Annotated in this window: 21 protein-coding genes; 18 read left to right on the forward strand and 3 right to left on the reverse strand. The window is 39.0% G+C overall.

Annotated features, from left to right (window positions below; genetic code table 11):
• Window positions 1-4: 4 nt before the first annotated feature.
• Together R3E32_08350 and R3E32_08355 are read left to right on the forward strand one after the other, a co-directional pair.
• Entirely contained in the window at window positions 5-298 is a 294-nt protein-coding gene (locus R3E32_08350) for a hypothetical protein (protein MEZ4884719.1), read from the forward strand.
• A 40-nt stretch (window positions 299-338) separates the two neighbouring features.
• Window positions 339-1028, forward strand: a complete 690-nt coding sequence (locus R3E32_08355; GenBank protein ID MEZ4884720.1) for a hypothetical protein — start codon at window positions 339-341, stop codon at window positions 1026-1028.
• 105 nt (window positions 1029-1133) lie between these two features.
• Here R3E32_08355 and R3E32_08360 read toward each other — a convergent pair whose 3' ends face one another.
• Window positions 1134-2276, reverse strand: a complete 1143-nt coding sequence (locus tag R3E32_08360) for an MFS transporter (protein ID MEZ4884721.1) — start codon at window positions 2274-2276, stop codon at window positions 1134-1136.
• Window positions 2277-2732: 456 nt separating this feature from the next.
• Here R3E32_08360 and R3E32_08365 point away from each other — a divergent pair, with 456 nt between their 5' ends.
• Window positions 2733-4481, forward strand: coding sequence for an alpha-glucosidase (locus R3E32_08365; protein MEZ4884722.1), 1749 nt, complete (start codon window positions 2733-2735; stop codon window positions 4479-4481).
• Window positions 4482-4568: 87 nt separating this feature from the next.
• Here R3E32_08365 and R3E32_08370 read toward each other — a convergent pair whose 3' ends face one another.
• A complete protein-coding gene (locus tag R3E32_08370) occupies window positions 4569-7301 on the reverse strand; it encodes a PAS domain S-box protein (protein MEZ4884723.1) in 2733 nt (910 codons plus the stop codon).
• Window positions 7302-7399: 98 nt separating this feature from the next.
• Here R3E32_08370 and ytxJ point away from each other — a divergent pair, with 98 nt between their 5' ends.
• From ytxJ to eat, 11 genes are all read left to right on the forward strand, one after another.
• Window positions 7400-7795 (forward strand): bacillithiol system redox-active protein YtxJ, encoded by a 396-nt coding sequence (gene ytxJ, locus R3E32_08375; GenBank protein ID MEZ4884724.1) that lies wholly within the window; start codon window positions 7400-7402, stop codon window positions 7793-7795.
• Window positions 7796-7807: 12 nt separating this feature from the next.
• A complete protein-coding gene (locus R3E32_08380; protein ID MEZ4884725.1) occupies window positions 7808-8512 on the forward strand; it encodes a methyltransferase domain-containing protein in 705 nt (234 codons plus the stop codon).
• Between the two features lie 79 nt (window positions 8513-8591).
• Window positions 8592-10172 carry a DUF2828 family protein gene (locus tag R3E32_08385; GenBank protein MEZ4884726.1) on the forward strand — a complete coding sequence of 527 codons (1581 nt, stop codon included), beginning with the start codon at window positions 8592-8594 and terminating at the stop codon, window positions 10170-10172.
• A 378-nt stretch (window positions 10173-10550) separates the two neighbouring features.
• Window positions 10551-11768 (forward strand): FAD-dependent oxidoreductase, encoded by a 1218-nt coding sequence (locus tag R3E32_08390; protein ID MEZ4884727.1) that lies wholly within the window; start codon window positions 10551-10553, stop codon window positions 11766-11768.
• 48 nt (window positions 11769-11816) lie between these two features.
• Complete coding sequence (gene rsmI / locus R3E32_08395; GenBank protein MEZ4884728.1) at window positions 11817-12479, forward strand: 16S rRNA (cytidine(1402)-2'-O)-methyltransferase; 663 nt, start codon at window positions 11817-11819, stop codon at window positions 12477-12479.
• A gap of 245 nt (window positions 12480-12724) precedes the next feature.
• The gene (locus R3E32_08400; GenBank protein ID MEZ4884729.1) at window positions 12725-13678 is read left to right on the forward strand and encodes a hypothetical protein; all 954 of its coding nucleotides are present in this window, start codon (window positions 12725-12727) and stop codon (window positions 13676-13678) included.
• A gap of 77 nt (window positions 13679-13755) precedes the next feature.
• A complete protein-coding gene (nth, locus tag R3E32_08405; GenBank protein MEZ4884730.1) occupies window positions 13756-14373 on the forward strand; it encodes an endonuclease III in 618 nt (205 codons plus the stop codon).
• A 35-nt stretch (window positions 14374-14408) separates the two neighbouring features.
• Complete coding sequence (gene lgt, locus R3E32_08410; GenBank protein MEZ4884731.1) at window positions 14409-15191, forward strand: prolipoprotein diacylglyceryl transferase; 783 nt, start codon at window positions 14409-14411, stop codon at window positions 15189-15191.
• A 112-nt stretch (window positions 15192-15303) separates the two neighbouring features.
• Entirely contained in the window at window positions 15304-16350 is a 1047-nt protein-coding gene (locus tag R3E32_08415) for a hypothetical protein (GenBank protein ID MEZ4884732.1), read from the forward strand.
• Window positions 16351-16428: 78 nt separating this feature from the next.
• Window positions 16429-17085: a hypothetical protein gene (locus R3E32_08420; GenBank protein ID MEZ4884733.1), complete on the forward strand. Its 657-nt coding sequence runs from the start codon at window positions 16429-16431 to the stop codon at window positions 17083-17085.
• A gap of 52 nt (window positions 17086-17137) precedes the next feature.
• Entirely contained in the window at window positions 17138-18451 is a 1314-nt protein-coding gene (gene eat / locus R3E32_08425; protein ID MEZ4884734.1) for an ethanolamine permease, read from the forward strand.
• A gap of 103 nt (window positions 18452-18554) precedes the next feature.
• On the opposite strand, the gene R3E32_08430 is transcribed toward eat, so the two are convergent.
• Window positions 18555-19745: a glycosyltransferase family 4 protein gene (locus R3E32_08430; protein ID MEZ4884735.1), complete on the reverse strand. Its 1191-nt coding sequence runs from the start codon at window positions 19743-19745 to the stop codon at window positions 18555-18557.
• 89 nt (window positions 19746-19834) lie between these two features.
• Between R3E32_08430 and R3E32_08435 the strand changes: the two genes are divergently transcribed.
• The 4 genes from R3E32_08435 (at window position 19835) to R3E32_08450 (ending at window position 24535) form a co-directional block, all read left to right on the forward strand.
• Window positions 19835-20362, forward strand: coding sequence for a hypothetical protein (locus tag R3E32_08435; GenBank protein MEZ4884736.1), 528 nt, complete (start codon window positions 19835-19837; stop codon window positions 20360-20362).
• A 53-nt stretch (window positions 20363-20415) separates the two neighbouring features.
• Window positions 20416-21267 carry a tryptophan synthase subunit alpha gene (gene trpA / locus R3E32_08440; protein MEZ4884737.1) on the forward strand — a complete coding sequence of 284 codons (852 nt, stop codon included), beginning with the start codon at window positions 20416-20418 and terminating at the stop codon, window positions 21265-21267.
• A gap of 42 nt (window positions 21268-21309) precedes the next feature.
• Window positions 21310-21738, forward strand: coding sequence for a gamma-glutamylcyclotransferase family protein (locus R3E32_08445; GenBank protein MEZ4884738.1), 429 nt, complete (start codon window positions 21310-21312; stop codon window positions 21736-21738).
• Between the two features lie 169 nt (window positions 21739-21907).
• Entirely contained in the window at window positions 21908-24535 is a 2628-nt protein-coding gene (locus tag R3E32_08450; protein MEZ4884739.1) for a M1 family aminopeptidase, read from the forward strand.
• The last annotated feature ends 8 nt before the right edge of the window (window positions 24536-24543 follow it).

The raw sequence follows: 24543 nt of genomic DNA on the forward strand, positions 1-24543 counted from the left end.
TCAAATGAAACCAGGAACCAGAGATATCAAAGCATATATTCAATTTACTGAAGACGAACTTGAGATTCTACAAGCTAATACTCACTACATGGCAGAATCCTTTGGCTTAGATCATAGAATTGAAAGGTTAAAAGGCAAGCGTAAAGTAGGATTTTATATATGGGATTTGGAATGTCTTGAATGTGCAATAGACTTCATTAAAAAAGATGAAGAATACATTGAAGATGCAGAAATACTTGAGGAATTGGAAAACAAAGTGAAGACTGCCATGAAGGTTATTGAAGGTAGCAAAGATTAATTGAAGTAAAGTAACAACTAAATTTTAATATAAGTAAAACATGAAAGAAATTCTACACAAATTTAGCATTGACCAATTTGATGACATCATTTATGAGTTTGCTCCTCTTGAAATAAATTGGTGGGATTCAGAACATCGAACTTCAATTGAAGTAGAAATACACCGAGATGCGAAGGATTTGTTTTTTTTGAGCATCATATTTTCCCCAGATATAGAGGGAATTGTCGAAAGGACAGTGGTATTTTTCACCTCATTTCACAACAAAAAAATTCTCGAAACAACCTTGGTCGCCAAATGCGTACTGGAAAATACACAAGAGAAAATTGACTTAGGTTTTTCGGCTGAACAAAATGCTTATTATACCAGCTCATTTTCGAAGTCTAAAGCTTTGGTGAATAACATTTTGAGTATAGCCAAGAATTGTTCGCCGCCACAAAAATTTGACTTAAATAGTGCAGAAACAACCGTTTGCACTACTGAAATTGGAGATACAATTGACCATTTCATTGCGATGATGCACATCAACGAAAAAGCGTTCACAAAAACAAATATCCTTGACAACATTGAGCAAGGTATTAAATTTGAAGGAATTGAATATGTAGAAGACCTAAAAAAAGATGTAGATAGCGGCCTATTGTTCAATTTTGAAGAACAATATGAAGTAAGTGGAGAAACGTTGAATTTGGTTTTTGAAGTAATCAAAAATTATTCATACAATCCAAAAAAGTGAGCTGAACAAAACTAATGGTCGTTCTACTTTTTTGTTATAAGACACTGATTCAAAATCCAGAGAATTGTAAATCAGTGTCTTTTGCACTTACATTATTCTTCTAATCTAAGCACTTCTAACCGACTGAAATCGGAAACTCAATCCAATCATGAGTACAAATAGTAGCAAAGTAAAAGACAAAGCTACTTGCATATTTTGCCACTCGGCAAGAAATCCGATGATAGGTGGGCCAAGCAAAAGTCCTGAATATCCAATCGTTGTGACCATTCCAATTCCTACACTCGGCGGCAAATCTGGCGTATTTCCAGCCGTTGAATACGCAATCGGTACGATGACCGAAAGCCCCAAACCGACCAAAAAGAATCCTATCAAAACCACTACTGGATGCGGTACTATCAACAACAGACCCAATCCAACTCCAGCTAAAATACTATTGCCAATCAGCAACTTACGGTCGCCTACTTGGTGCCGTACATGGTCGCCAAAGAAGCGTGCCAACATCATAGCAGACGAAAACGCTACCAAACCCAAAGGTGCGAAAGATGCATTAGCATTGGCAATGTGCAACATATAGTTCGTACTCCAATTCGCCATTGCGCCTTCTCCAAGCATACAACAAAAAGCAATTAACCCGACTCCTACTAACGAAGCTTTCGGCAAACTAAATGGGGTGTGCTTTGTGGTAGTAGCGGTGCTTCCATTCCCATCATCTATCAAATTGGAAACTGCCCACAAAAGTGAAATCAATGCCAAACTCGAAACCACAACCAAATGGGGCAACAAGTTAAAACCCAAATACATAAACAAAGCTCCACTTCCTGCTCCAAACATCATCCCCGCACTAAAAATGGCGTGAAAAGAGGACATAATTGGGCGGCGATAAGATTTTTCTACTGCAATCGCTTGGGCGTTCATGCCCACATCCATCATTCCTGTTCCAAGCCCCATAGAAAAAAAGAGCATATCGAATAGCACTATATTCGGCATCATTCCAATAAGCGGAACCATCGAACAAAATGCCAAACCTGCAAAAGTGGCAATCCTTCGGCTACTGTTTTTGACAATCAACCAACCTGTAAATGGCATGGCAATCAATGCTCCAATGGCCATAATCAACAAGCTAATGCCAAGATCACCATTGTCCAATCCATAAAGTGATTGAATCTGCGGCAATCGAGCGGTATAATTGGCGTACAAAAATCCATTCATCCCAAAAAGGATGTTTACTGCAATTCTATTTTTTATCATGTTTAATTTATTGTTTTTTTTAGAACGAGAAAAGGCAAATTTCTTTGCTTCAATTCTTCAATAAAGATGTCTGCTTCTTCAATCAGGTGACTATATTATCACTGTAAATAATCTCATATCAATCAAAAATACTTTAGTAACGAATAAGCATTAAAATGAAAAAATCACTTCTAAATCAGATTGTTGGAAATTTCAAATGCACAACTTATTTGATTTTTGTTGTACAAGTTTACACAGTCTTCGATAACAATATTGAACTGCAAAGATACGGCAATTTAAGGGGCGTGTCTATGCCTAAATTATCCAATGTAGGTGCTATATTAACCCAAAGAAGATGCCTCAATGATATTGAGGGAAAATGTACAATGGCTTTAGAGATATGCCTTTTTTGAAAACTTTTGTATATTTGGAGAATTCTTCAATCATGCCTTTTATTACTAGAAATCAAAAAAACTCATGAACAAAATATTACTTATTGCTTTAAGTATTCTTCTAATCAATAGCTGCACCAATCAATCTGAACAACAACCAGTTGAACAAAAAAAGGAAGCACCTCAAACCTCCAAAAAATGGTGGAAAGAATCCATCATTTACCAGATTTATCCCCGTAGTTTCAAAGATACAGATGGCGACGGAATCGGTGATCTGAAAGGGATTATCGAAAAATTGGACTACATCAAAAGTTTGGGCGTAAATGCGGTTTGGCTCAATCCTATTTATAGTTCACCCAATGACGACAATGGCTATGACGTGAGTGATTATCGAAACATCATGAGTGATTTTGGCACTATGGAAGACTTCGACCTGCTATTGAAGGGAATGCACGAAAGAGGCATAAAGTTGATTATGGATGTAGTGGTGAATCACAGCAGCGATGAGCACGAATGGTTCAAACAATCAAGGAGTTCGAGAGACAATCCCTACCGAGATTATTACCATTGGTGGCCTAAAGAAAAAGGAGAACCCAATTTTAGATACAGTTTGTTTGACGAAAAAGGCGATGCGTGGAAATATGATGCTACTACTGATTCCTATTATTTGCATTATTTCTCCCAAAAACAACCCGATTTGAACTGGGAAAATCCAAAAGTTAGGCAAGAAGTGTATGACATCATGAAGTTTTGGGCGGAAAAAGGAGTAGATGGTTTTAGACTCGATGCTTTTCAGTTTGCAGCCAAAGACACCACTTTTCCTGCTTTTCCCGAGGGTTGGGAAAAAGATTTCATTCAATACTATGCCATGCAAGGCAACTTACATGGGTATCTGCAAGAAATGCACGAAGCTGTTTTTAGCAAATACGATGTCATGAGTGTCGCAGAAGGGGCAGGGAGAAACTTTCAAGATGCCCATGATTTGGTGGATGAAGACCGCAAAGAGTTGAATATGGCCTATGCTTTTGAAGGCGTGGACATTGCCAAGCCAGAGGGTTACAGCCTTGCCGTCTTCAAAGAAGTATTTAGCCGTTGGGACAGTGCTTTTGCCGAAAAAGGTTGGTTGTCCATTTTCCTATCGAATCACGACCAAGCCAGATTGGTCAGTAGATATGGCAATGACAGTTCCGAATTTAGAGAACCTTCGACTAAAATGTTGAATACCTTTATTTTGAGTATGCGGGGTACTCCCTACTGCTATTATGGCGACGAATTGGGCATGACCAATATTGGATTTGAAACCATTGAAGAATACCAAGATATTTCTGCCATCAATGGCTACAAAAAAGTCGTCAATACAGGAGGTGATGTCGAAGCCTATATGAAAGCCCTTCGATTTGGTTCGAGAGACAATGGCAGAACACCGATGCAATGGGACGACTCTAAAAATGCAAATTTCACAACTGGTACTCCCTGGTTACCTGTTCACGACAACCATGCTACCATCAATGTTGCGGCAGAGGATAAAAACCCCAATTCTATTTTGAATCATTTCCGAAAAATGACCAAATTGAGAACCAACAATCCCGTTTTGGTTTATGGAGATTATACACTCCTTCAATCAGAACATCCTGACATATACGCTTATACAAGAACCTCTGATGATGCCAAAATGTTGGTATTGCTGAACTTTACCAATCACGATTCCAGCATTGAACTGACAGAAGTTGACAAAGTTAAAGAGGCGGTTATCAACAACTATGAATCGGTGGAAATGGCGAATGGAAAGGTTACGCTTCAACCTTATCAGGCGATTATTTTTTCATTGAAGTGATTTTATCTCGATATTCCTGCAATTTTCCTAAGCTTCAAATCACAGGTTTTGTCAAAGAATCTGACCTCCAGAATTTTAGATATCTGTTTATTCATGCAACAGCTTAGGCAAGATAACAACAAACTCGCTGCCTTTACCCAATTCGGTGTTTACAATGATTTTACCCTTGTGCTGTTCTACAATTCCATAGGTAATTGACAGTCCAAGTCCAGTACCTTTACCAATGTCTTTGGTGGTAAAAAACGGCTCAAATATTTTTTCTTTTACTTCTTCGGTCATTCCTACTCCAGTATCTTTCACCTTTATTTTTACGTAATTACCATCGTTTTGTGTAGTAATCGTAATAGTTCCTTTCCCTTCAACAGCTTGAATAGCATTGGTGAGCAGATTCATGAATACTTGATTTAGTTTACCGGGGTAACATTCGATTTCCTTCAAAGAAGTATCATACTTCCGCACAATTTTGATGTTCTTTTTGGTTTCATTCTTCAACAAAACCAAAGTGGCATTTATGCCTGAATGTATGTCGGCATACTTGATACCATCTTCATCTAATCGAGAAAAATTTCGCAGTCCTAATACAATATCTCTCGTCCTATTCGCACCTTCTTCAATACCTTCTATTAGTGCCTGCATTTCTTCAAATAAATAACCAATCCCTGCTTCTTCTGCAAATTTTTCAGCGGCTTTGTAGGCGGTCAATTTATCCTTGGCACTCGCTGCTGTCTTGTATTGTTCCAAGATTTTTTTCAAATCTTGGAAATCAGTTTTCAAAGGGTGAATATTTGCCGATACAAAATTGATGGGATTGTTAATTTCGTGAGCGATACCTGCGGTTAGCTGTCCAAGTGAAGCCATTTTTTCAGCATTTACCAATTGTACTTGTGTGTTTTTCAAGCTATTCAAAGCCCCTTCTACCGCATCATTCTGTTCTTTCAATAGTTGTGTTTTGAGTGCCACTTCCTTTTCGAGATTTTGCTCATATTCTTTCTGAATTTGCTCTGCTTCTTTCTTTTTAGTGATATCCGAAAAATTGGATACAACACCTCCTACCCCTTCTACATTTAGCAAATTGGTGATTCTTGCTTCAATAAACACCCATTTTCCATCCTTATGCTGTACTCTTTGTTCTATACGAATCACTTCATTGGGATTCATCATCAGATAAATCCAATCTTTCTCAGCAGCTTTTATATCATCAGGATGAACCAAATGAAAGCCCGTCTTACCAATCAGTTCTTCTTCCTTATAGCCCAAAATAAATTTAGTTGAAGGAGAACAATAAGTAATAACGGCACTCTCATCTCTTACTGTAATCATATCCATTGAGTTTTCGATGAGAGAACGGTAATACTTTTCACGACTTTCCAGTCGTTGTTGAGTCATCACTTTTTCATCAACAATACGGGTATTCACTACAACCCCCTTAATAATAGGATCATTTATTAAGTTGTGTGCAGCAGATTCGAGGTACCTTAATTTTCCTGTGCTATCGGGTGTACGATACAATTTCTTTATAACCATCTGCCAACCATACGCTTTTTTCACATTCTCAAACAACACCCTGACCTCTTCTCTATCATCAGAATGTATATACTGAAAGGCATCTTCTCCAATAAAATTAATGGCATAGTGTCCGAACTGCTTCTCAAAAGAAGGAGATAAATACTGATATCTCCCCTCTGCATCTATAATACTAATAATATCTGATGAATTTTCTATAAGTGAACGATAGTAACGCTCTTTTTCAGAAATTTTTCGTTGGTTTTCAATATAATCATTGATATTTCTGAAGTTGATAACTACCCCTTCAATATCTTTGTCATTCAAAAAATTCTGAGCAAAATTTTCCACATAATACCAAGCCCCATCTTTGTGTTGATACCGATAGACACTTCTCAACCGCTTGCCTGGAATCTCCAATACATTTCGGAACCCCTCTTTCAATTCTTCCAGATCATCAGGGTGAATGTGCAAAAAACCGCTTTCATTGAGGATTTCACAGGGCTTGTAACCAAATTCACTTTCAATCGTTGAAGACACAAATTTAAATATCCCATTATTATCTACAATGGCCAATACCTCACTTCCATTTTCAATCAATTTTTGATAATAATGGTCTTTTTGTTCTTCTAAACGTTGATAGGCTTGCTCCAACAAAATTGATTTCTCCTCTGTTACTGCACGTTGCACCTCCAATTCCTGATTTTTTTCGAGGATAATCTTATTCGTTATATTCAACTGATGTTTTTCCGTTGTATGTTCTTTCTCATACAGCGAAAATATAGTAAGTAAATACATAAACAATCCTGTAAGGGAAAATAAGGTAAACAAGGGCTGATATTGTTCGTCATATCTTAACGTAAATTCATAACCATAAATATTCAATGCGAACAATAAAAAAAGAATTAAAAAACAAATCACAGTCCAAAAAATCCCTGAATTTTTATTGATATACCAGAAAAAACTAATCGAAGCAACAAACAACCACGCCATTACAGGCGAGTACAAACCGCCCGAAGTAAAAATCAATATGAAGAGCATCAACAAAATAAAAAATGAAAAGGCATTACTTACCCAAATCACATTTCCATATTTGCGATAGCCAAGCAAAACGAAAAAAGCTAGGAATGTAAAAATCAACATCGAATAAATCCCAACCCAATACCTAATAATTACATATATAAAAAAATATATGACTCCCAATAAAATAGCTGCCATCATTATAATTGCAGTAAATCTCGAAATACGGTATTTTTCCGTATCATCTACCTCCTGTTGAGGTATAATCCATCGTATTAGGCTATTAATCAATCCCATAAAAAATAAAAAAATCCTTTCGTTACCCTATTGAACTTTTGTCATTGTAATACTGTTACAAATCGAGCTACAAGTTATTAACAATAAATCAATATAGCATGGGGATTTTAGACAAAATTTTGGGAAAAGGAAATAACAAAGACGAAACTACTGCAATAGGTATTAACTGGCAAATACTTCAAAATGAAGAACAATTGAAGGACATTGCCAACGAATCTTTCACTAAACCTGTCGCCATTTTCAAACACAGCATTAGTTGTTCCATCAGTGCTATGGCAAAACGCCGTTTGGAGCGCAGTTGGGACATTGCAGAAGACGCACTGACCATCTATTACCTCGATTTAATTCGGTTCCGTTCGGTTTCCAACAAAATTGCAGAAGCTTTTGAAGTTCGACACGAATCACCACAGATTTTACTCATCAAAAACGGTGATCTCACCTTTCATACTTCTCACAGTGCCATTTCAGTAGAAGGATTGAAGGCAGAACTTTAAAATGAATTTACATTGGAACAGAGCGTGAAATTATTACCCGAAAAGGAGCTTATCTGGTCACCCATTGTTGCCAACTCCAATATGAATCGAAAACGCAATGCCAGTGGTGTCAATAGTTATGCACAAGAAATAAGATTTGAGCCAGAACAATTCCTAAAAAACTTCATTGAAGAATACGGAAGGGTGAAATGGTTGGATTTGTGTTGTGGTCAAGGAAATGCACTGCTTCAATCGGCTCGCTACTTAGAGAACCAAAAACTCCAAAATAAAGCATCTTTGACAGGAATTGATTTGGTAAATTACTTTACTTCAACACCCAAACACATCTACTGCGTCCATTTCGAAGTGAGTTCTTTGCTGAATTGGACTAAAATAGAAAAATACGACCTCATCACCTGTATTCACGGTCTGCATTATGTTGGAGATAAGCTTAGTACATTGAAAAAATACTTAGCGATGCTTTCTCCAAACGGTCATTTTACTGCAAACCTTGACTTAAAAAGTATCCACATCGAAAACCATAACACTTCAAAATTTCTACAACCGATTTTTGAAGAAAATCACATTTCCTATAACTCCAAAACGAAAATGATAGAATGTATTGGAACGAAAATCATAGAATTTGGCGTTCAATACCTTGGAGCAAATGACAAAGCAGGTCCAAACTATACAGGTCAAGAAGCAGTTGATTCCTACTATATAATTAAATCACCCTAAACATTATAAAATAAATTTTAATCAACTCTAAATCAATTTGATTTGTAATTTCAATTAAACAAAACCTAATCAATCAATTATGAAAAATCAATTCTTAACCGCCGTTTACCAATACGATACCTACACCGAAAATGGAGCCGTTTCACATTCTACAACAGGAAGCGAACTGCTCAACTATTTTTCAAAAAGCGGTACTTTCAGGGATAGAAAATTGAAGGAGGTATTTGCAGATATGGGTAAAATATGGGCAGAATCTCCTAAAATTGCCCTGCAAATTATTTTCTACAACCGCTTGATTTCTCGCAAAGTAAAAGGTTTTGTAGAAAGCGAAAAAGTACAGAAAGGGCAAGGAAATAGAAGTGAGTTCAGAAAAGGCATCACTTGGCTCGCCCGATACCACAAACAACATTTGTACCCCAATTTATGGCTAATACCAGTTGTAGGCAGTTGGAAAGATTTGTGGCATCGTGAGCTCATTGGCGAACTCGACCACAAACAAGTATATGCTTTACTCAAAAAGGGTATTGAAGACGAATACAACAAAGATTTGATAGCCAAATATTTGCCTCGTATTCGCTCTAAATCCAATACCTTCAATGACCGACACAAGGCACTGAATAAATTTGCTTATGGTTTCCTCAAATACATGAACTGGACTCCGACTGATTATCGAAAATTCAAAGCGGAAGGAAAAGCACATGAGTTTCAAAGAAAAATGTGTGACAATAAATGGAACGAAATAAATTTTTTGAAGATTCCAGGCAAAGCCTTGTTCAGTTTGGTGAACAAAAAAGGCAAGGATGGACAAACTTCCTTTGAAAGACACGACATTGAAGAAGCTTATGTAGAATGGATTAAACAACAGCCTACTGCAAAATTTACAGGATATGTCTATGAACTGATGAATCAAGTCACACAGAAACTTTCCTTAGCCCAAAAAATCACTTTGGACAAACAGTTTGATGGTTTGATTGAACTGGCAAAAGCAGACAATCAAGGTATTCAAGAAAATGTTTGGTGTGCATTGGATACTTCTGGTTCTATGGCTGCAAAGGTAGCCGATACAACGGCCTTCAATATTTGCATTAGCTTAGGCGTTTATTTTGCAACGCTAAATGAAGGTGCTTTCAAAGACCATGTAATCATGTTCGACAGTGAATCGAAGGTCAAACAATTGAGCGGCACCTTCACGGATAAAGTGCTGCAAATCACCTCAGCAAACACGGCTTGGGGAACAACCAATTTTCAGTCGGTCATTGATGAAATCGTTAGGGTCAGACAACAAAACCCAAAAATACCTGTCGCAGATTTTCCGACAACTTTGATAGTCGTTTCTGATATGCAGTTCAACCCTGTGAACGGCAATACCCAAACGAATTATGAGGCAGCAATGCAAAAACTCGCTCAAGTGCGATTGCCACGAATGAGAATCGTTTGGTGGTGGGTGACGGGCAGAGGTGGTGATTTTCCAAACAAATTGGATGACAAAGGAGTCATAATGATTGGCGGATTTGATGGTTCGATTCTTTCTCTACTCATTGGAGGCGAACAAGAACAAGTGGAAAAAGGTCAAGCGAAAACGGCTGTTAACCAAACACCTATTGAAGCCATGTTAAAGGCATTGAATCAGGATGTTTTGAAAAAAATAAGTTTGCAGTAACCGAAAAAAATAAGTATATTTGAAACAAGCCGAAAGATTACCACAGCAATTTTTATCTCTTGAACAGAACGCAAGTGTAATCTGTGGCTTTTTTATTCTTCTGTAATTGGAAACACCCTAACCAAAATGAATCTTTTGGTTAGGGTGTTTTTTTTTGTAAAATGTTAGGAAAACAACTATATTTGTCGTCAATCGAAAGATTACCACAGCAATATTTCAATCCAAACTTGAAGGTCGAGAGAAATCTTGGACGCAAGAGAACAAGTGTAATCTGTGATTTTTTACTTTTGTAAAATTTTTAACAGGCGCAATATCAAATGAGTGTAAAACACAACACCTTTCGATATTGCGCTTTTTGATGTTATGGACTTTGAGAACATGAACAAATACGACATTCTAATTGTAGGCGGCGGCGTATTCGGCATCACTGCAGCCGTCGAATTGGCGAAGTGCAAACACAAAGTTGGGCTCATCAATCCTGACAGAATCCCCCATCATTTGGCTGCCTCTACCGACATCACAAAGGTAGTTCGCATGGAATATGGCTCAGATCAAGAATATTTCCGAATGGCAGAAATATGTATAGACAGATGGAAAGAATGGAACGACCTTTTAGCAGAAAAACTGTACCATGAAGTCGGTTTTTTGATGCTCTGCAAAGGCAATATGGAGCAGAAACAATTTACTTTTGAGAAATCAAGTTACGAAAACCTCCTTACAAATGGCTATGCTTCTGGTCGTTTGGATGCGGAGGGATTAAAAAAACGATTTCCTGCCTTCAATAATGAAGTATTTGTAGATGCCAACTTCAATCCTAAAGGAGGATATGTAGAATCTGGTTTGGCAATCGAAAAGTTGGCTAATTATGCTCGTTCTTTGGGTGTCGACATTCACGAAGGACAAACCGCAGATAGTTTCGTGATTGAAAGTGGACAACTGAAGGCGGTGAAAACCAAAGAAGGCAAAACCTTTTGGTGTGGTCATGCGCTCATTGCAGCAGGCGCACATACCCCTCATCTGCTTCCCGAATTGCAGCCCTATATCAAAACCACTGGTCACCCCATTTTTTGGCTAAAACCCCATGATCCCAAATATTTTACGCCTCCTTATATGAGCGTTTTCACTGCCGATATTTCCAATTCTGGATGGTATGGTTTCCCTGTTTCACCCAAATATGGCGTGGTGAAAATTGGGAAACACACCAACGGATTGTTGCTTCACCCCGATAAAGACGACCGTCAAATCAAAGACGAAGAAGTAGCAGATATGCGGTCTTTTTTGCAGATGGCTATCCCCGAATTGGCCACCGCACCTTTGGTTTATACCCGCCGATGCCTTTACACCGATACCTTAGATGGGCATTTTTGGATAGACCATCACCCCGATATCAAGGGGCTTTCGGTAAGTACGGGCGGCAGTGGTCACGGTATGAAAATGGGCCCTATTTTGGGCGAAATGGCGGCGGATATGGTGGAAGGAAAAACGCATCCTTTCTCCAAAAGATACCGATGGCGACATTTGACCCACGATACTTCACAAACGGAGGAATCAAGATTTGTGGTAAATCGAAAAATAATCGTAGATTTCGCTGGTTAATATTGACATTTCAATTTTGATTTTCATTCTAATTTTCATTTCCAATTCATGTTGTATCTCGTTCCCACGCCCATCGGCAACTTAGAAGACATCACCTTACGTGCGCTTCGCATATTGAAGGAAGCAGATGTAGTGTTGGCAGAAGACACCCGAAAAAGTGGCTTTCTGTTGAAACACTACGACATCTCCAAGCCTCTTCAATCGTATCACGCCCACAATGAACACAAGACTTTGCAGCGAATAGTGGAGCAACTGCAAGCTGGCGTAAAAATGGCTTTGGTGACAGATGCGGGTACGCCTGGCATTTCTGATCCAGGTTTTTTGTTGGTTCGAGAATGTCGAAAAGCGGGCATTGAAGTACAGTCATTGCCCGGAGCAACGGCTTTTGTGCCTGCTTTGGTCAATTCGGGAATTCCCTGCGATAAGTTTTGCTTTGAAGGTTTTCTACCTCAAAAAAAAGGGCGCAATACTCGCCTTGAAGCCCTGCAAACCGAAACCCGCACGATGGTCTTTTATGAATCGCCTTTCCGATTGGTCAAAACATTGGAGCAGTTTGTAACGTTTTTTGGAGCAGATAGACAAGTGGCAGTTTCGAGAGAATTGACCAAATTGCACGAAGAAAATGTGCAGGGAACAGTTGCGGAATTGGTACAACACTTCAAATCCAAAAATGTGAAAGGGGAAATTGTGATTGTCTTGGCAGGATGCTGAATCAAAATTCAAAACTCAAAATTCAAACTCAAATTGAAAACATCAACACTTCAAAACACTTAGACTTTGGACGAGGGAGCAGAGATGCGAGAAGTGGGACATTAATAAATTGATAATGAACAACTTACGACCAAACAACGAAAACAAGCAAATCATTGATTACCAAATCTTTACATCTTGCTTCCCGCTTCTCACTTCTTTCGTCCAAAGTCCAAAAAACACCAAAACACCAAAACAAAAAAAATATGTACAGAATACTAATCTACCTCAGTTGTTTGTTGTTCTTTGCCCACTGCAAACCCAAAAGTAAAGCTACCACTGCAAAAACAGATGCAGCCATTAAAGATGCAAGCGTAAAAATAGCACCTGACGAAAAATATGTTTTTCCTTACAATTTTGCAGAACCCACTCAAAAACAAAAACTTCCCAATGAACTTGACGAACTTTCAGGTTTGGATTTTTTGGGAGGCACTTTGTTTGCTTGCATTCAAGACGAGAAAGCAAATGTGTATATTTACAACTTTGAAACCGATGAAATTACGAGTGATGTAGATTTTGGCAAAAATGGTGATTTTGAAGATGTTGAAGTAGTAGGAAAGGAAATTTGGGTGCTTCGAAGCGATGGTGATTTGTACCAAATTACCAACTTCAATTCAGACGATCAAGAAACAGAAAAGTACGAAACCTCATTGAGTTCTTCAAACGATACAGAAGGTTTGTGTTTGGATGCTTCAAAACAAAACCTATTGATTGCCTGCAAAGGAAAAGCACACGATGACCCCAAATGGAACAACTACAAAGCGGTGTACTCCTTCAATTTAGCTAAAAAAGAAATGAATCCAGAACCTTTGTTTGCCATATCTTTGGACAGCTTGGCCCGTCATTTAGCCAATGACAAAAGCGCAGATATCGTTAATAAAGTTGCCAAGTTTTTGAATCCTGCAAGCGGTGATTTGTCTTTTCAACCTTCGGGCATTGATGTACACCCGCTTACCAAAGAAATTTATTTGATAGCTACAGTAGGCAAATTATTGGTAGTAATGGACGCAGCAGGAAAAAACATTGTCCACATCGAACCGCTTGACCCTGATGTTTTTAAACAACCCGAAAGTATCTGTTTTATGGCAAACGGGGATTTATACATTGGCAATGAAGCAAGAGATGGAAAGGCGAATATCTTGAAGTTTGTGATGAAGTGATCATGATCGCAGATTTTGTAGATGATGCTGATTTTACTCAAAACATTTATATCTTTCGTCTAAAGATAACCCTCCAAATGACCAAAAAAGAAAAAACCACTTTTATCCTTCAAAAGTTAGAAGAACTCTACCCTACCGTAGATGTGCCACTTCAACATGAAGACCCTTACACACTTTTGATTGCCGTATTGTTGTCTGCCCAGTGTACTGATAAGAGGGTAAACACAGTGACTCCTCACCTATTTGCGATGGCAGATACACCTCAAAAAATGGTGCAATGTGAAGTAGAAGACATCAAGGCCATCATTCGACCTTGTGGCCTGTCGCCCCGCAAATCGAAGGCGATTTATGATTTATCAGAGATACTTTTGCACAAACACAATGGAAAAGTCCCGCAAAATTATGAGGATTTGGAGGCATTGCCAGGGGTGGGACACAAAACTGCTTCGGTGGTCATGTCACAGGCTTTTGGTGAACCTGCTTTTCCTGTCGATACGCACATTCACCGCTTAGCAACTCGCTGGGGATTAACGAGTGGTAAAAATGTGGTGCAAACAGAGCGAGATTTGAAGCGAATTTTTCCGAAAAAATCGTGGAATAAGTTACATTTACAAATCATTTTTTTCGGTCGGGAATACTGCCCTGCAAGAGGACACGATGCAAATGAATGTCCTATTTGCAGCAAAGTTGGATAATCCACGATTTGATATTGGACATTAGATAACACAGCATGAATTATAACCTACTCACTTACATTACTTGGAATGTAGAACCTGCCATTCTGCAAATTGGCAACTTCAAACTACTGTGGTACAGCACCATGTGGGCTACTTCAATTATTGTTGGTTATGCATTGATGCGCTATTTGTACCGCAAAAGTGGATTTGACCAAGAAACGGTGATTGATTTGGTGCAATATGTATTTTTTGGAGGAGTGATTGGCGCACGTTTGGGAGATGTATTGTTCTACAACTTGGATTTCTATATGCGAGATCCCATCGAAATTTTGAAGGTTTGGCATGGAGGATTGGCGAGTCATGGCGGGGTGATTGGAGTATTGATTGCCATATACTTATATAGCCGTTCTCGCAAGGAAGTGCCGTTGATAAAGGTATTGGATTTATCGGCCATTGTGATTCCCTTGTTGGGAGCGTTTATTCGCATCGGCAATTTGTTCAATTCGGAGTTGTATGGGAAAGTGACGGATGTTCCCTGGGCTTTTGTGTTCACCAAAGTAGATGATTATCCCCGACATCCTTCTCAATTGTATGAAACGTTGATGCTCACAGGCGTTTTTGCGTTTATGATGTATTTGTTCCACAAAAAGAAAGATTTACCCGATGGATTTTTGTTGGGCGTATTTTTTGTCCTGACCTTTGGTTTGCGTGCATTGTTGGAGTTTTTCAAAGTAGAAGCAAGTTATACGCAGTTGTTGAGTATTCCTTTGGTAATTGGAGGCTTGATATTGATTTGGTTGGCGCAAAATCGGCGATTGCAGGGAAAAAGCCATTGAAGTATTGGGGAGTTTGAAGGTATTTATTCGTTCTCACCAACAAAAAATTCTCTAAATAATAAGTATATTCGACCTTTCGCATCTTGCTTCGTTACACTTTATCCCAAAAGCTATGAACCTAAAAGACGACCTTTATTTGCTGCAACATTCACCCGAAATACTGATAGAAAAACACGCTAAAATCATTCAAAAATGGCTGACAGAATACGTCAATAATGGTTTTTTGGAGATAAAAAACCCACTTGAAGTTCAACAAAAAATAACAGCAATATTATTACAAGAACTTCAAAACCATACAGGTACACTTCAAACCACGGTTTATGGTTTTTTGGTGCGAAAAATACGCAGCATCTGCAATCAACTCTGCAATAAACAAGACCTGCAATTGCTCTACTCCGACCAACCAAACCGCATCATCACCAAATACCAAAAACTAATCTTCAAAGAAACCATGATTTACCAAAGTCGTGGCAGTTTCAAACAACTCGAAACAAGTGAGGTAGTGCAAGAACTCAATGAAGTATTGCTCCGACGAATTTTGCCAAAGTTGGTACAGTTTGAAGGAAAATCACTCTTCCGTACCTATTTCAAGACAGTTCTCCGCAATCTTCTACACGAAACCTATAAGCGGCTGACAAAAGTGCATGAGAAACAACAATCCGCAGTGGATTACGACGACATCAGCAACTTGGACTCGTCGAATGAACTGAATTGGCATGCCCATCAAACCGCTGAGGATATGGTGAGTACCGAAGAAGCCATTGAACTCCAAAAAAACATTTTCGAGGTTTGCCTCCGCAAACACCCAATTGAAGCAAGGCTGGATTTTGTATTGTGTTTGAAGGTCAATCAATGGTTAGTATTGATTTCAAAAGACGTTTTTGAGTATTGGCAAAACTGCCCTGATAATGTGGTAGTAGAAATTTTAAGCTATTTTGGCATAGATTACCAACACTTTACCAAAGGAAATCTTTTTGAACATTTGGCAGAAATCATCACTTGGAAACATACAAAAGAATTGAAGCCAGATACCCTACGAAAACGCTATGCTTCGGCAGAAAAGCAATTGTTGGTCGCCATTTTTCAGCACATTGGTCTTCAACAGGCACGTCAGTTTAGTTTGGAGGATTTTGTGCATGGGTATTATCGAGGAGCGTAAATTTCTTTTTCCAAAAAAGGGTTTCTTTATCGTCTATGGTTATAGAAATTCTTTTTTACAGTACAAAAAATGGAAACAATGAACACAATAACCAACCATCATTTTTTTGAAAACGAACACCTTAGCGATGAGGCAAGGATGTTGTATGCCGAAGCCATTCAGTTGGACAAAGTCGATGAACTGCCCAAAATACTCTATGAACATCTGAGTGAATGTGAGGAATGTGACGAGGACGTGACAACTTTGGCAATGTTTATCAAAGACAAGGATTACAGCAAGTTAGAAGCACATCCTTTTTTTGACCTTCAACAAAGTCATTTGTCCTTGTCCGACAATCCGATGGATTTGGACAGACTTTTGGAAGAAATAAAGGCATCGGTAACGCCCGTACCTCGCTATGAAAAAATGATAACGGAAAGCCTCACTTTTCGTTCTACTGCTTCGGCTGCCCTTCAATTAAAGGTTTTGCGCCCAAAACCCGAAGAATTGTTTTTAAATGCCATTGAATTTCAATTTGAAGCGACTGCCAATGCTCCTATATTGCTGCAAATCGAAAACCAAAATCGCCGCAAAGTTATCCCACCTATCGAATTGGCTGCCAATGAAAGAACCTACGTTATTAACCTTGGAAAATCATCTCCCTTCAAAACAGGTTTGTATTATTGGAAAGCGGCAGTAAAAGGCATGAAGCCGATAATGGGGAAATTTTATGTTTTTAATACCAATAGAGGTTAGGCAAATTTAAAACCCCAATACTTCAAAACACTAAAACCTCAACACAAAAAAAATGACACAAAAAAGCAACTCACCTCAACTCAAACGTACCCTCGGACCACTCATGCTTTGGGGATTGGGCGTTGGATATGTGATATCAGGTATGTATTTTGGGTGGAACTTGGGCCTCGAAAAAGGCGGAACACTTGGGCTGGCAGTAGCGACTTTTTTCATTATCATTATGTATTTGTGCTTCACTTTCAGCTATACCGAACTCGCTTGTGCGATTCCTAAAGCGGGAGGCGCATTTGACTATGCCCTTCGAGCCTTGGGCAAAAATTGGGGCTTTTTGGGAGGCATGGCACAAAATATCGAATTTATCTTTGCGCCACCAGCCATCGCCTTTGCCATTGGAGCGTATCTCAACATCTTTATGCCCTCCGTTTCTATTTTACTCATTGCGGTCATTGCCTATCTGGTTTTCACTGCTTTGAACATCTATGGTGTGCGAGCAGCAGCCTCTTTTGAATTGGTCATTACAGTAATTGCCGTATTGGAATTGTTGATTTTTGCAGGGGCGGCAATGCCTCATTTTGAGTGGAAAAATTTGACTCACAACGCTTTACCAAATGGATGGTCGGGAGCATTTGCAGCAATTCCCTTTGCCATTTGGTTTTTCTTGGCCATTGAAGGGGTGGCGAATGTAGCAGAAGAAACGGTGAATCCTCAGCGCAATGTCTTGATTGGCTTTGGTTCAGCGATTTTGACCTTGGTAGTGTTGTGCATTTTGACCTTCAGTTCGGCAGTCGGCATCAATGGCTGGGAAACGATTGTGTTTCCTTCAGCTGGTGCTGCGGCTTCCGACTCCCCACTTCCTTTGGCAATGGCCCATGCGGTGGGTGAATCCCATATTTTGTACCATCTGGTCACTTCGATTGGTTTGTTTGGATTGGTAGCTTCGTTTCACGGCATCATTTTGGCGGCTGGACGGGCAACTTTTGAGTTTGGAAGAGTAGGTTTTGCGCCCCGCATTTTGGGGAAAGTAGATGCTCGTTTTCGCACTCCTGCCAATGCCTTGGTTTTCAACATGCTGATTGGCGTGGTGGCTTTATTGACGGGCAAAACGGGTGAAATCATCACCATTGCTTGTTTTGGAGCTTTGACGCTCTACATTATTTCGATGGTCTCACTTTTGGTGCTGCGCCAAAAAGAACCCAATTTGGAGCGTCCCTTCAAAGTGCCTTTCTATCCGATTGCTCCAATTGTGGCTTTGGTAATCGCAAGCGTTTCTTTGGTAGCGATTACGGTGTATAATTTTGAGTTGGCATTGGTTTTTGCAGGGATTTTAGTGGTGAGCTTCGGCTGGTTCAAATGGTCTGGGAATTGAACATAGATGTACTGATAGTAATTTGTTTCTAAAAAAATTAATTATCAATTACTTATATTCCAAATCTTGCTTCCTACTTCTTCCGTCCAAAATCCAAATAACCTTACAATTTCAAAAAATCCAAAAGTTGTTTTTTTTGCCCTTCAATTGTAAAACGTTGGCGAAAATCTTCCAATAGTGCGTTTTTGTCCAACAGTTTTTCGTGTCGGTGTTGATACAAATAAGCTAATTTATCCGTCAGTTGCTCCACATTTCCCGCTTCAAATACCCATCCATTGAAGCCATCGGTGATAATTTCCTTCAATCCGCCCGCATTGGAGCAAAGCACTGTACTTTGCTGCATCAAGCCCTCAACTGCCACGTTTCCAAACCCTTCTGCAATCGAGGGAATGACCACCACATCCGCCAATTGCAGAAAAGAAAGCAGCAAGGTATTTTCAATGAAATCGGTGAAATGGAAAAAATCGATGAGTTTTACGGTGGCTATTTTTTCCTTCAATGCAGGAATAGATCGACCTCCTCCTGCAAAAATGACCTTTACCTCCCCTACTTCCCATCCAAAACGCTGCTGCAAAGTCTGAAAAGCGGCAATCAACAAACCGTGTCCTTTCACTTCGGCAAGCACTCGACCTGGTAAAACCATGCAAAAATCAGCCTGTTTGATGCCCTCTTTTTGCAGGTAATGAAGCGCAAGCTCCTTCCCTACCCTATTTTCGATGACTGCATTGTGGATGATTTTGGGGTTTTGGATATGGAGGTATTTAGAAATGTTGTCAAATGCTGCTTTTGATACAAAGATGTTGCTATCATCTACTTGTTTTGCCAATTGACTGTTGAAGGCATTGAAGGCTTTTTTGGAGAAGGTATCAAGTGGATTTTCTTCGTATTGAATAGCATGATGGTATTGAATGAGTTGAATAGTAGCTTGTCCGCTTATTTTTTGGCGCATTTTGACGAGGCGCATCACCCAATGACTGAGGGGCAAATGTGCAATAACATGGGTGATTTGGCGTTTTTGAATGAATTGAAGAAGGGGCAATACAAGTGCAAACGATTTTTGTACAGCATTGAATATCAAAGAACTGTATAAAAAACCCAAAACTTCAATTTGTTTTTCAGGAAATTGAATGGGAATCGGGAAATCGCTGATTTCGCTCAATACTATCAAATAGACTTCAAAACCTTGTCGATGTAAGTAGTTCAATTGTTGAAGAGCTTGAATCTCAGCCCCTCCAAAAGCCAAAGAAGGAATAACATACAGGATAACTGGTTTGGCAGAGTTTGGCTGTTGCACAAGGGATTGTTTTGGGGATAATATAATTTTACCCGCAATTTAGTATATCTTTGCATTTTTATCGAATCACCAATATTTTTTATATACCTATGCCTGAATTTGCTATAGAAATTCTCAAATATTTGATTCCTTCTTTGGTGGTATTTTTGACCGCCTACTTTGTGTTGTCCAAAATGCTGGAAGATGGCTTGAAGCGAATGGAGTTGGAGAGAAGAATGGAACAACGCAATGACTCTTTGCCTATCCGATTGCAGGCTTATGAGCGTTTGGCTCTTTATTTGGAACGCATTAGTCCTCAGCATCTTTTGACCCGAAACCAAGGCGATTTTGCGACTGCTCCCGAACAGCACATTGTACTGATAAGCAGTGTAAGGATGGAGTATGAACACAACATCACCCAACAATTGTATGTTTCTCGCAAGGTATGGGCAGTGGTGAAAGCTGCAACCGAAGAAACGATTACCATCATCAATCGTGTAGCAGGCTCTTTACCAAGTGATGCGTCTGGACGAGATTTGATTCGTGCAGTGTTTCAGTATGTCATTGAAGCTGAAAGCAGTCCGACAGAAGATGCTTTGGAATTGGTACATCAGGAGGCGAAGCAGTTGTTTGTTTAAAAAAAAAGACGTGAGATGTAAGACGAAAGAAAACTTCAAACCTTCAGAGGTCTTTGATTACTCCTTATGTCATTAGTCTTACGTCTAAAAAAGTAAAAGACGAGATGCAAAACCGAATCACCACATTGTTTCAAAGAAAGGACAATCCCAAAGTATTATCCATTTTTTTTACGGCGGGTTATCCTCAATTGCAGGATACAGCAGTCATTCTTGAAGCACTTCAAGATGCTGGTGCGGATATGGTTGAAATAGGAATTCCATTTTCTGACCCAATTGCAGATGGGCCAACGATACAGCACAGTTCGGAGGTTGCACTTCAAAATGGGATGAGTTTGGCTCTTCTTTTTGAACAGTTGCAGAACATTCGAGAACGAGTTTCTATTCCTTTGTTGCTGATGGGTTATCTCAATCCTGTGATGCAATATGGTATGGAATCATTTTGTAAAAAAGCGACAGAAGTGAGTATTGATGGGGTGATTTTACCAGATTTGCCGATTGAAGAATATGTAACATCCTATAAGTCTTTGTTTGAAGCCCATAATTTATCCAATATCTTGTTGATTACGCCTCAAACTGCTGACAAACGTATCGAACTGATTGACGAACACACTGAAGGTTTCATTTATGTCGTATCTGATAACAGCACTACAGGTAAAGTGAAACAGGTTTCCGATATACAAGAAGCATATTTTCAGCGAATTGCAAACAAAAACCTTAAAAATCCTTTGGTGATTGGTTTTGGAATCAAAGACCATGAGAGTTTTTCGAGGGCTTGTCAATTCGCAGAAGGTGCCATCATTGGCAGTGCATACATTAAGACATTGGAGGGGTCAAATAACATTGCGGAATCAACAAAATCTTTTGTACGCAATATTAAATTTGGAAAATCCCTAAAAACAGCTTAAATTTTACTGTATTTTAGTTTTGCCCATTTATTCTATAATATCATGAAAGTTGCTCCAAACGATCTCCCCTCTTCTTATATTTTTGCCTACGGTAGTTTGCAAAGAGGATTCGACAATGAAATGTCAAATTTAGTTGAACGTTCCTTTTCCTATACAGGAAAGGGCTACATCGAAGGTAGCCTCTACGATGTAGGTGAGTTTCCTGCTGCAATTTCTGCGGGTCGTCCTGGTTCTAAGGTGCATGGCGAGCTTTTTAGGATCCCTCCATGCGAAGTGCCTCTGGTTGAATTATTGGACGAATACGAAGGTTGCCCAGAATTGTATGAACGTGTATTGATGGAAGTAACCACAGACGATGGTCATACGGTTGAAGCAATGGTATATGTTTACAAACGTACGACCCAAAATTTGAATCCTATAGAGTCTGGTAATTACAGACAGTATTATGAAGATGCTGCAAAAAGATACTGAAAACCCAACTGTATTATTTTTGTTACCCTATTCTACACTCCCTTTATTGTTACTACCCCAACTTCATTTAGACCTTTGATTAACCTATATTTATGATATTTAGTTGTGTTCATTTCACATGCAACCCAATTAAAAACCATCTTTTATTCGACATCCAAATCTACTAGCCATGAATAAGTACGTCTTATTAAACCTTTTTTTGACTGTCATTGTGTGGTCTTCCTGTGCGACTCCAAAAGCTCTTCAAACTCCAGAAAATACTGTTATTGATACCAATACGCAGGTAAAAAACACTGAAGAAAAAAAGGATACCATTGTTTTCCCTTATAGAGCCACTAAAAAGCGAGTAAACGATATTGTACACACAAGCTTGTCAGTTCGGTTTGATTGGGAAAAAGCTTCGGTTATTGGGCAAGCCACACTTCAAATTAAGCCTTATTTTTATCCCACTTCTTTGCTCACTTTGGATGCAAAAGGATTTGACATACATGAAATTGCATTGATCGAAGGCACTCAAAAAAAGCCACTTACTTTTGCTTATGATAGCCTTCAATTGCAGATTCAACTCCCGGAAACCTATACAAAAGACGAAACTTACACTGTATTCATAGACTATACGGCATTGCCCGACAGATTGTTGGAGCAAAACGCTGGTATCACTTATGATAACAAAGGCTTATACTTCATCAATGCAGACAAAAGTCATCCGACAAAGCCTCAACAGATATGGACACAAGGTGAAACGGAAGCAAATTCTTGTTGGTTTCCGACCATTGACAGTCCAAATGAGCGATTTACACAAGAATTATATATTACCGTTCAGTCGAAATATGTGACTTTTAGCAATGGCAAACTCATCAGTAGTAAGCAAAATCTGGATGGCACACGTACTGATTATTGGAAGCAAACATTGGATCATGCTCCTTACTTGGTGGCATTGGTGGTAGGCGAATTTGCAGTGGTGAAAGATAAATGGCGCGACATTGAAGTGAACTACTATGTCGAAAACGAATATGAACCTTTCGCCAAAAACATTTTCGGTAATACAATCGAAATGATGGATTTCTTTTCGGAATTGCTGCAATATGATTATCCGTGGGAACAATACGCCCAAATCCCTGTGCATGATTACATAGCGGGGGCAATGGAAAATACGGGAGCAGTAATTTTTTATGATGGTGTACAACGCACTGATAGAGAATTAATAGATGCCAACAATGAAGATATTGTTGCCCACGAACTGGTACATCATTGGTTTGGAGATTTGTTGACAGCCGAGTCTTGGTCCAATCTTCCACTCAATGAAGCATTTGCTACTTACGGCGAATATTTGTGGTTTGAACACAAGTATGGTAGAGTAGAAGCAGACTATCACCTCATGCAAGACTTAAATGCATATCTATCTGAAGCAGAAATAAAACAAGTACCTATTTTTCGCTTTCACTATGCAGATAGGGAACACATGTTTGATAGACACAGCTACCAAAAAGGCGGTCGGGTAATGCACTTGCTGCGTAACTATGTAGGCGATGATGCTTTTTTTGCAGCAGTTCGCAAATACGTCAAAACCAATGCCTTTCAATCTGTTGAAATACATAACCTTCGATTGGCTTTTGAAGAAGTGACAGGAGAAGACCTCAACTGGTTCTTTGACCAATGGTTTTTGACCAAAGGACATCCTGTTTTAGAAATCAATCAACGATATATTGCAGACCAAAAACTGCAAGAAATCACTGTACTTCAAACACAGGAAGGTTTCGTTTTTCGCTTGCCTATGTCGGTCGATATTTACCTTGCTGACGGAAGTGTAGAGCGCAAAAACATTGAAGTAACAGAAGCTTCTCAGACTTTTACTTTTGAAGTAGCAGAAGCCCCAAAATTGGTGAATGTAGATGCTAATAAAGCATTATTGGCAGACAAAACGGATAATAAACCATTGGAAATGTTTGCTTATCAGCTTGAACATGCGCCTTTGTTTTTAGATCAATACGAGGCAATTTTGAAAATGGCTCGGTTTCAAGTAGATCAAGATTTTGTGCATCAAGCCATTATCAAGGCATTGGATTCTAAGTCTTGGTCGGTTAGAAAATTGGCCTTGGAACGCATCGAAACAACTATCGAAGCTACGAAAACAACTATTTTAGACAAACTGAAGAACATAGCTGTAAATGATCCGAAATCACTGGTGAGAGCAGCCGCTTTGGAGAAATTGGGAGAGCAACAAGATACCACCTATATCCCTGTCTTTCAAAGGGCTATAAAAGATTCTTCTTATTTGGTGATGGCAACCGCACTGAGATATTTGAATGATATGGCTCCAAATGATGCGCTCCAATTTGCCCTTCAATTGGAATCGGACAAGAACCCAAAAATTGTGACCATTGTATCAAAGATTTATGCTGAAAAAGGCAACATAGATAAGCAAGATTACTTTGAAGATCGTTTGCAAAACAGTACGGGGAATGACCGCTATACTTTGGTAGAGTTTTACGGCGATTTTTTGGGCAGAATGGGTGATTCAGCATTGGACAAAGGATTGCCTACTTTAGAACAAATTGCAATCAGTGACAAAAACTGGTGGATTCGACTTAACGCTACACAATCTATCAGTTCTATCTTAGAAGTTTATCGTTCAAAAAGAAATATGTTGTCGTCTTTATCAGGTAAAGAAAGTGAAACTATTAACCAACAGGTTCACCATTTAGACGAGAGAATTGAACAATTGAAGAACCTAATTTCTGCAATCAAAACACAGGAAACCCACGAAAAATTGCAGTATTATTATCAGAATATGTGATAGGATTT

Source organism: Chitinophagales bacterium (assembly GCA_041392475.1).
In the GTDB taxonomy this organism is placed as follows: Bacteria; Bacteroidota; Bacteroidia; order Chitinophagales; family UBA2359; genus JAUHXA01.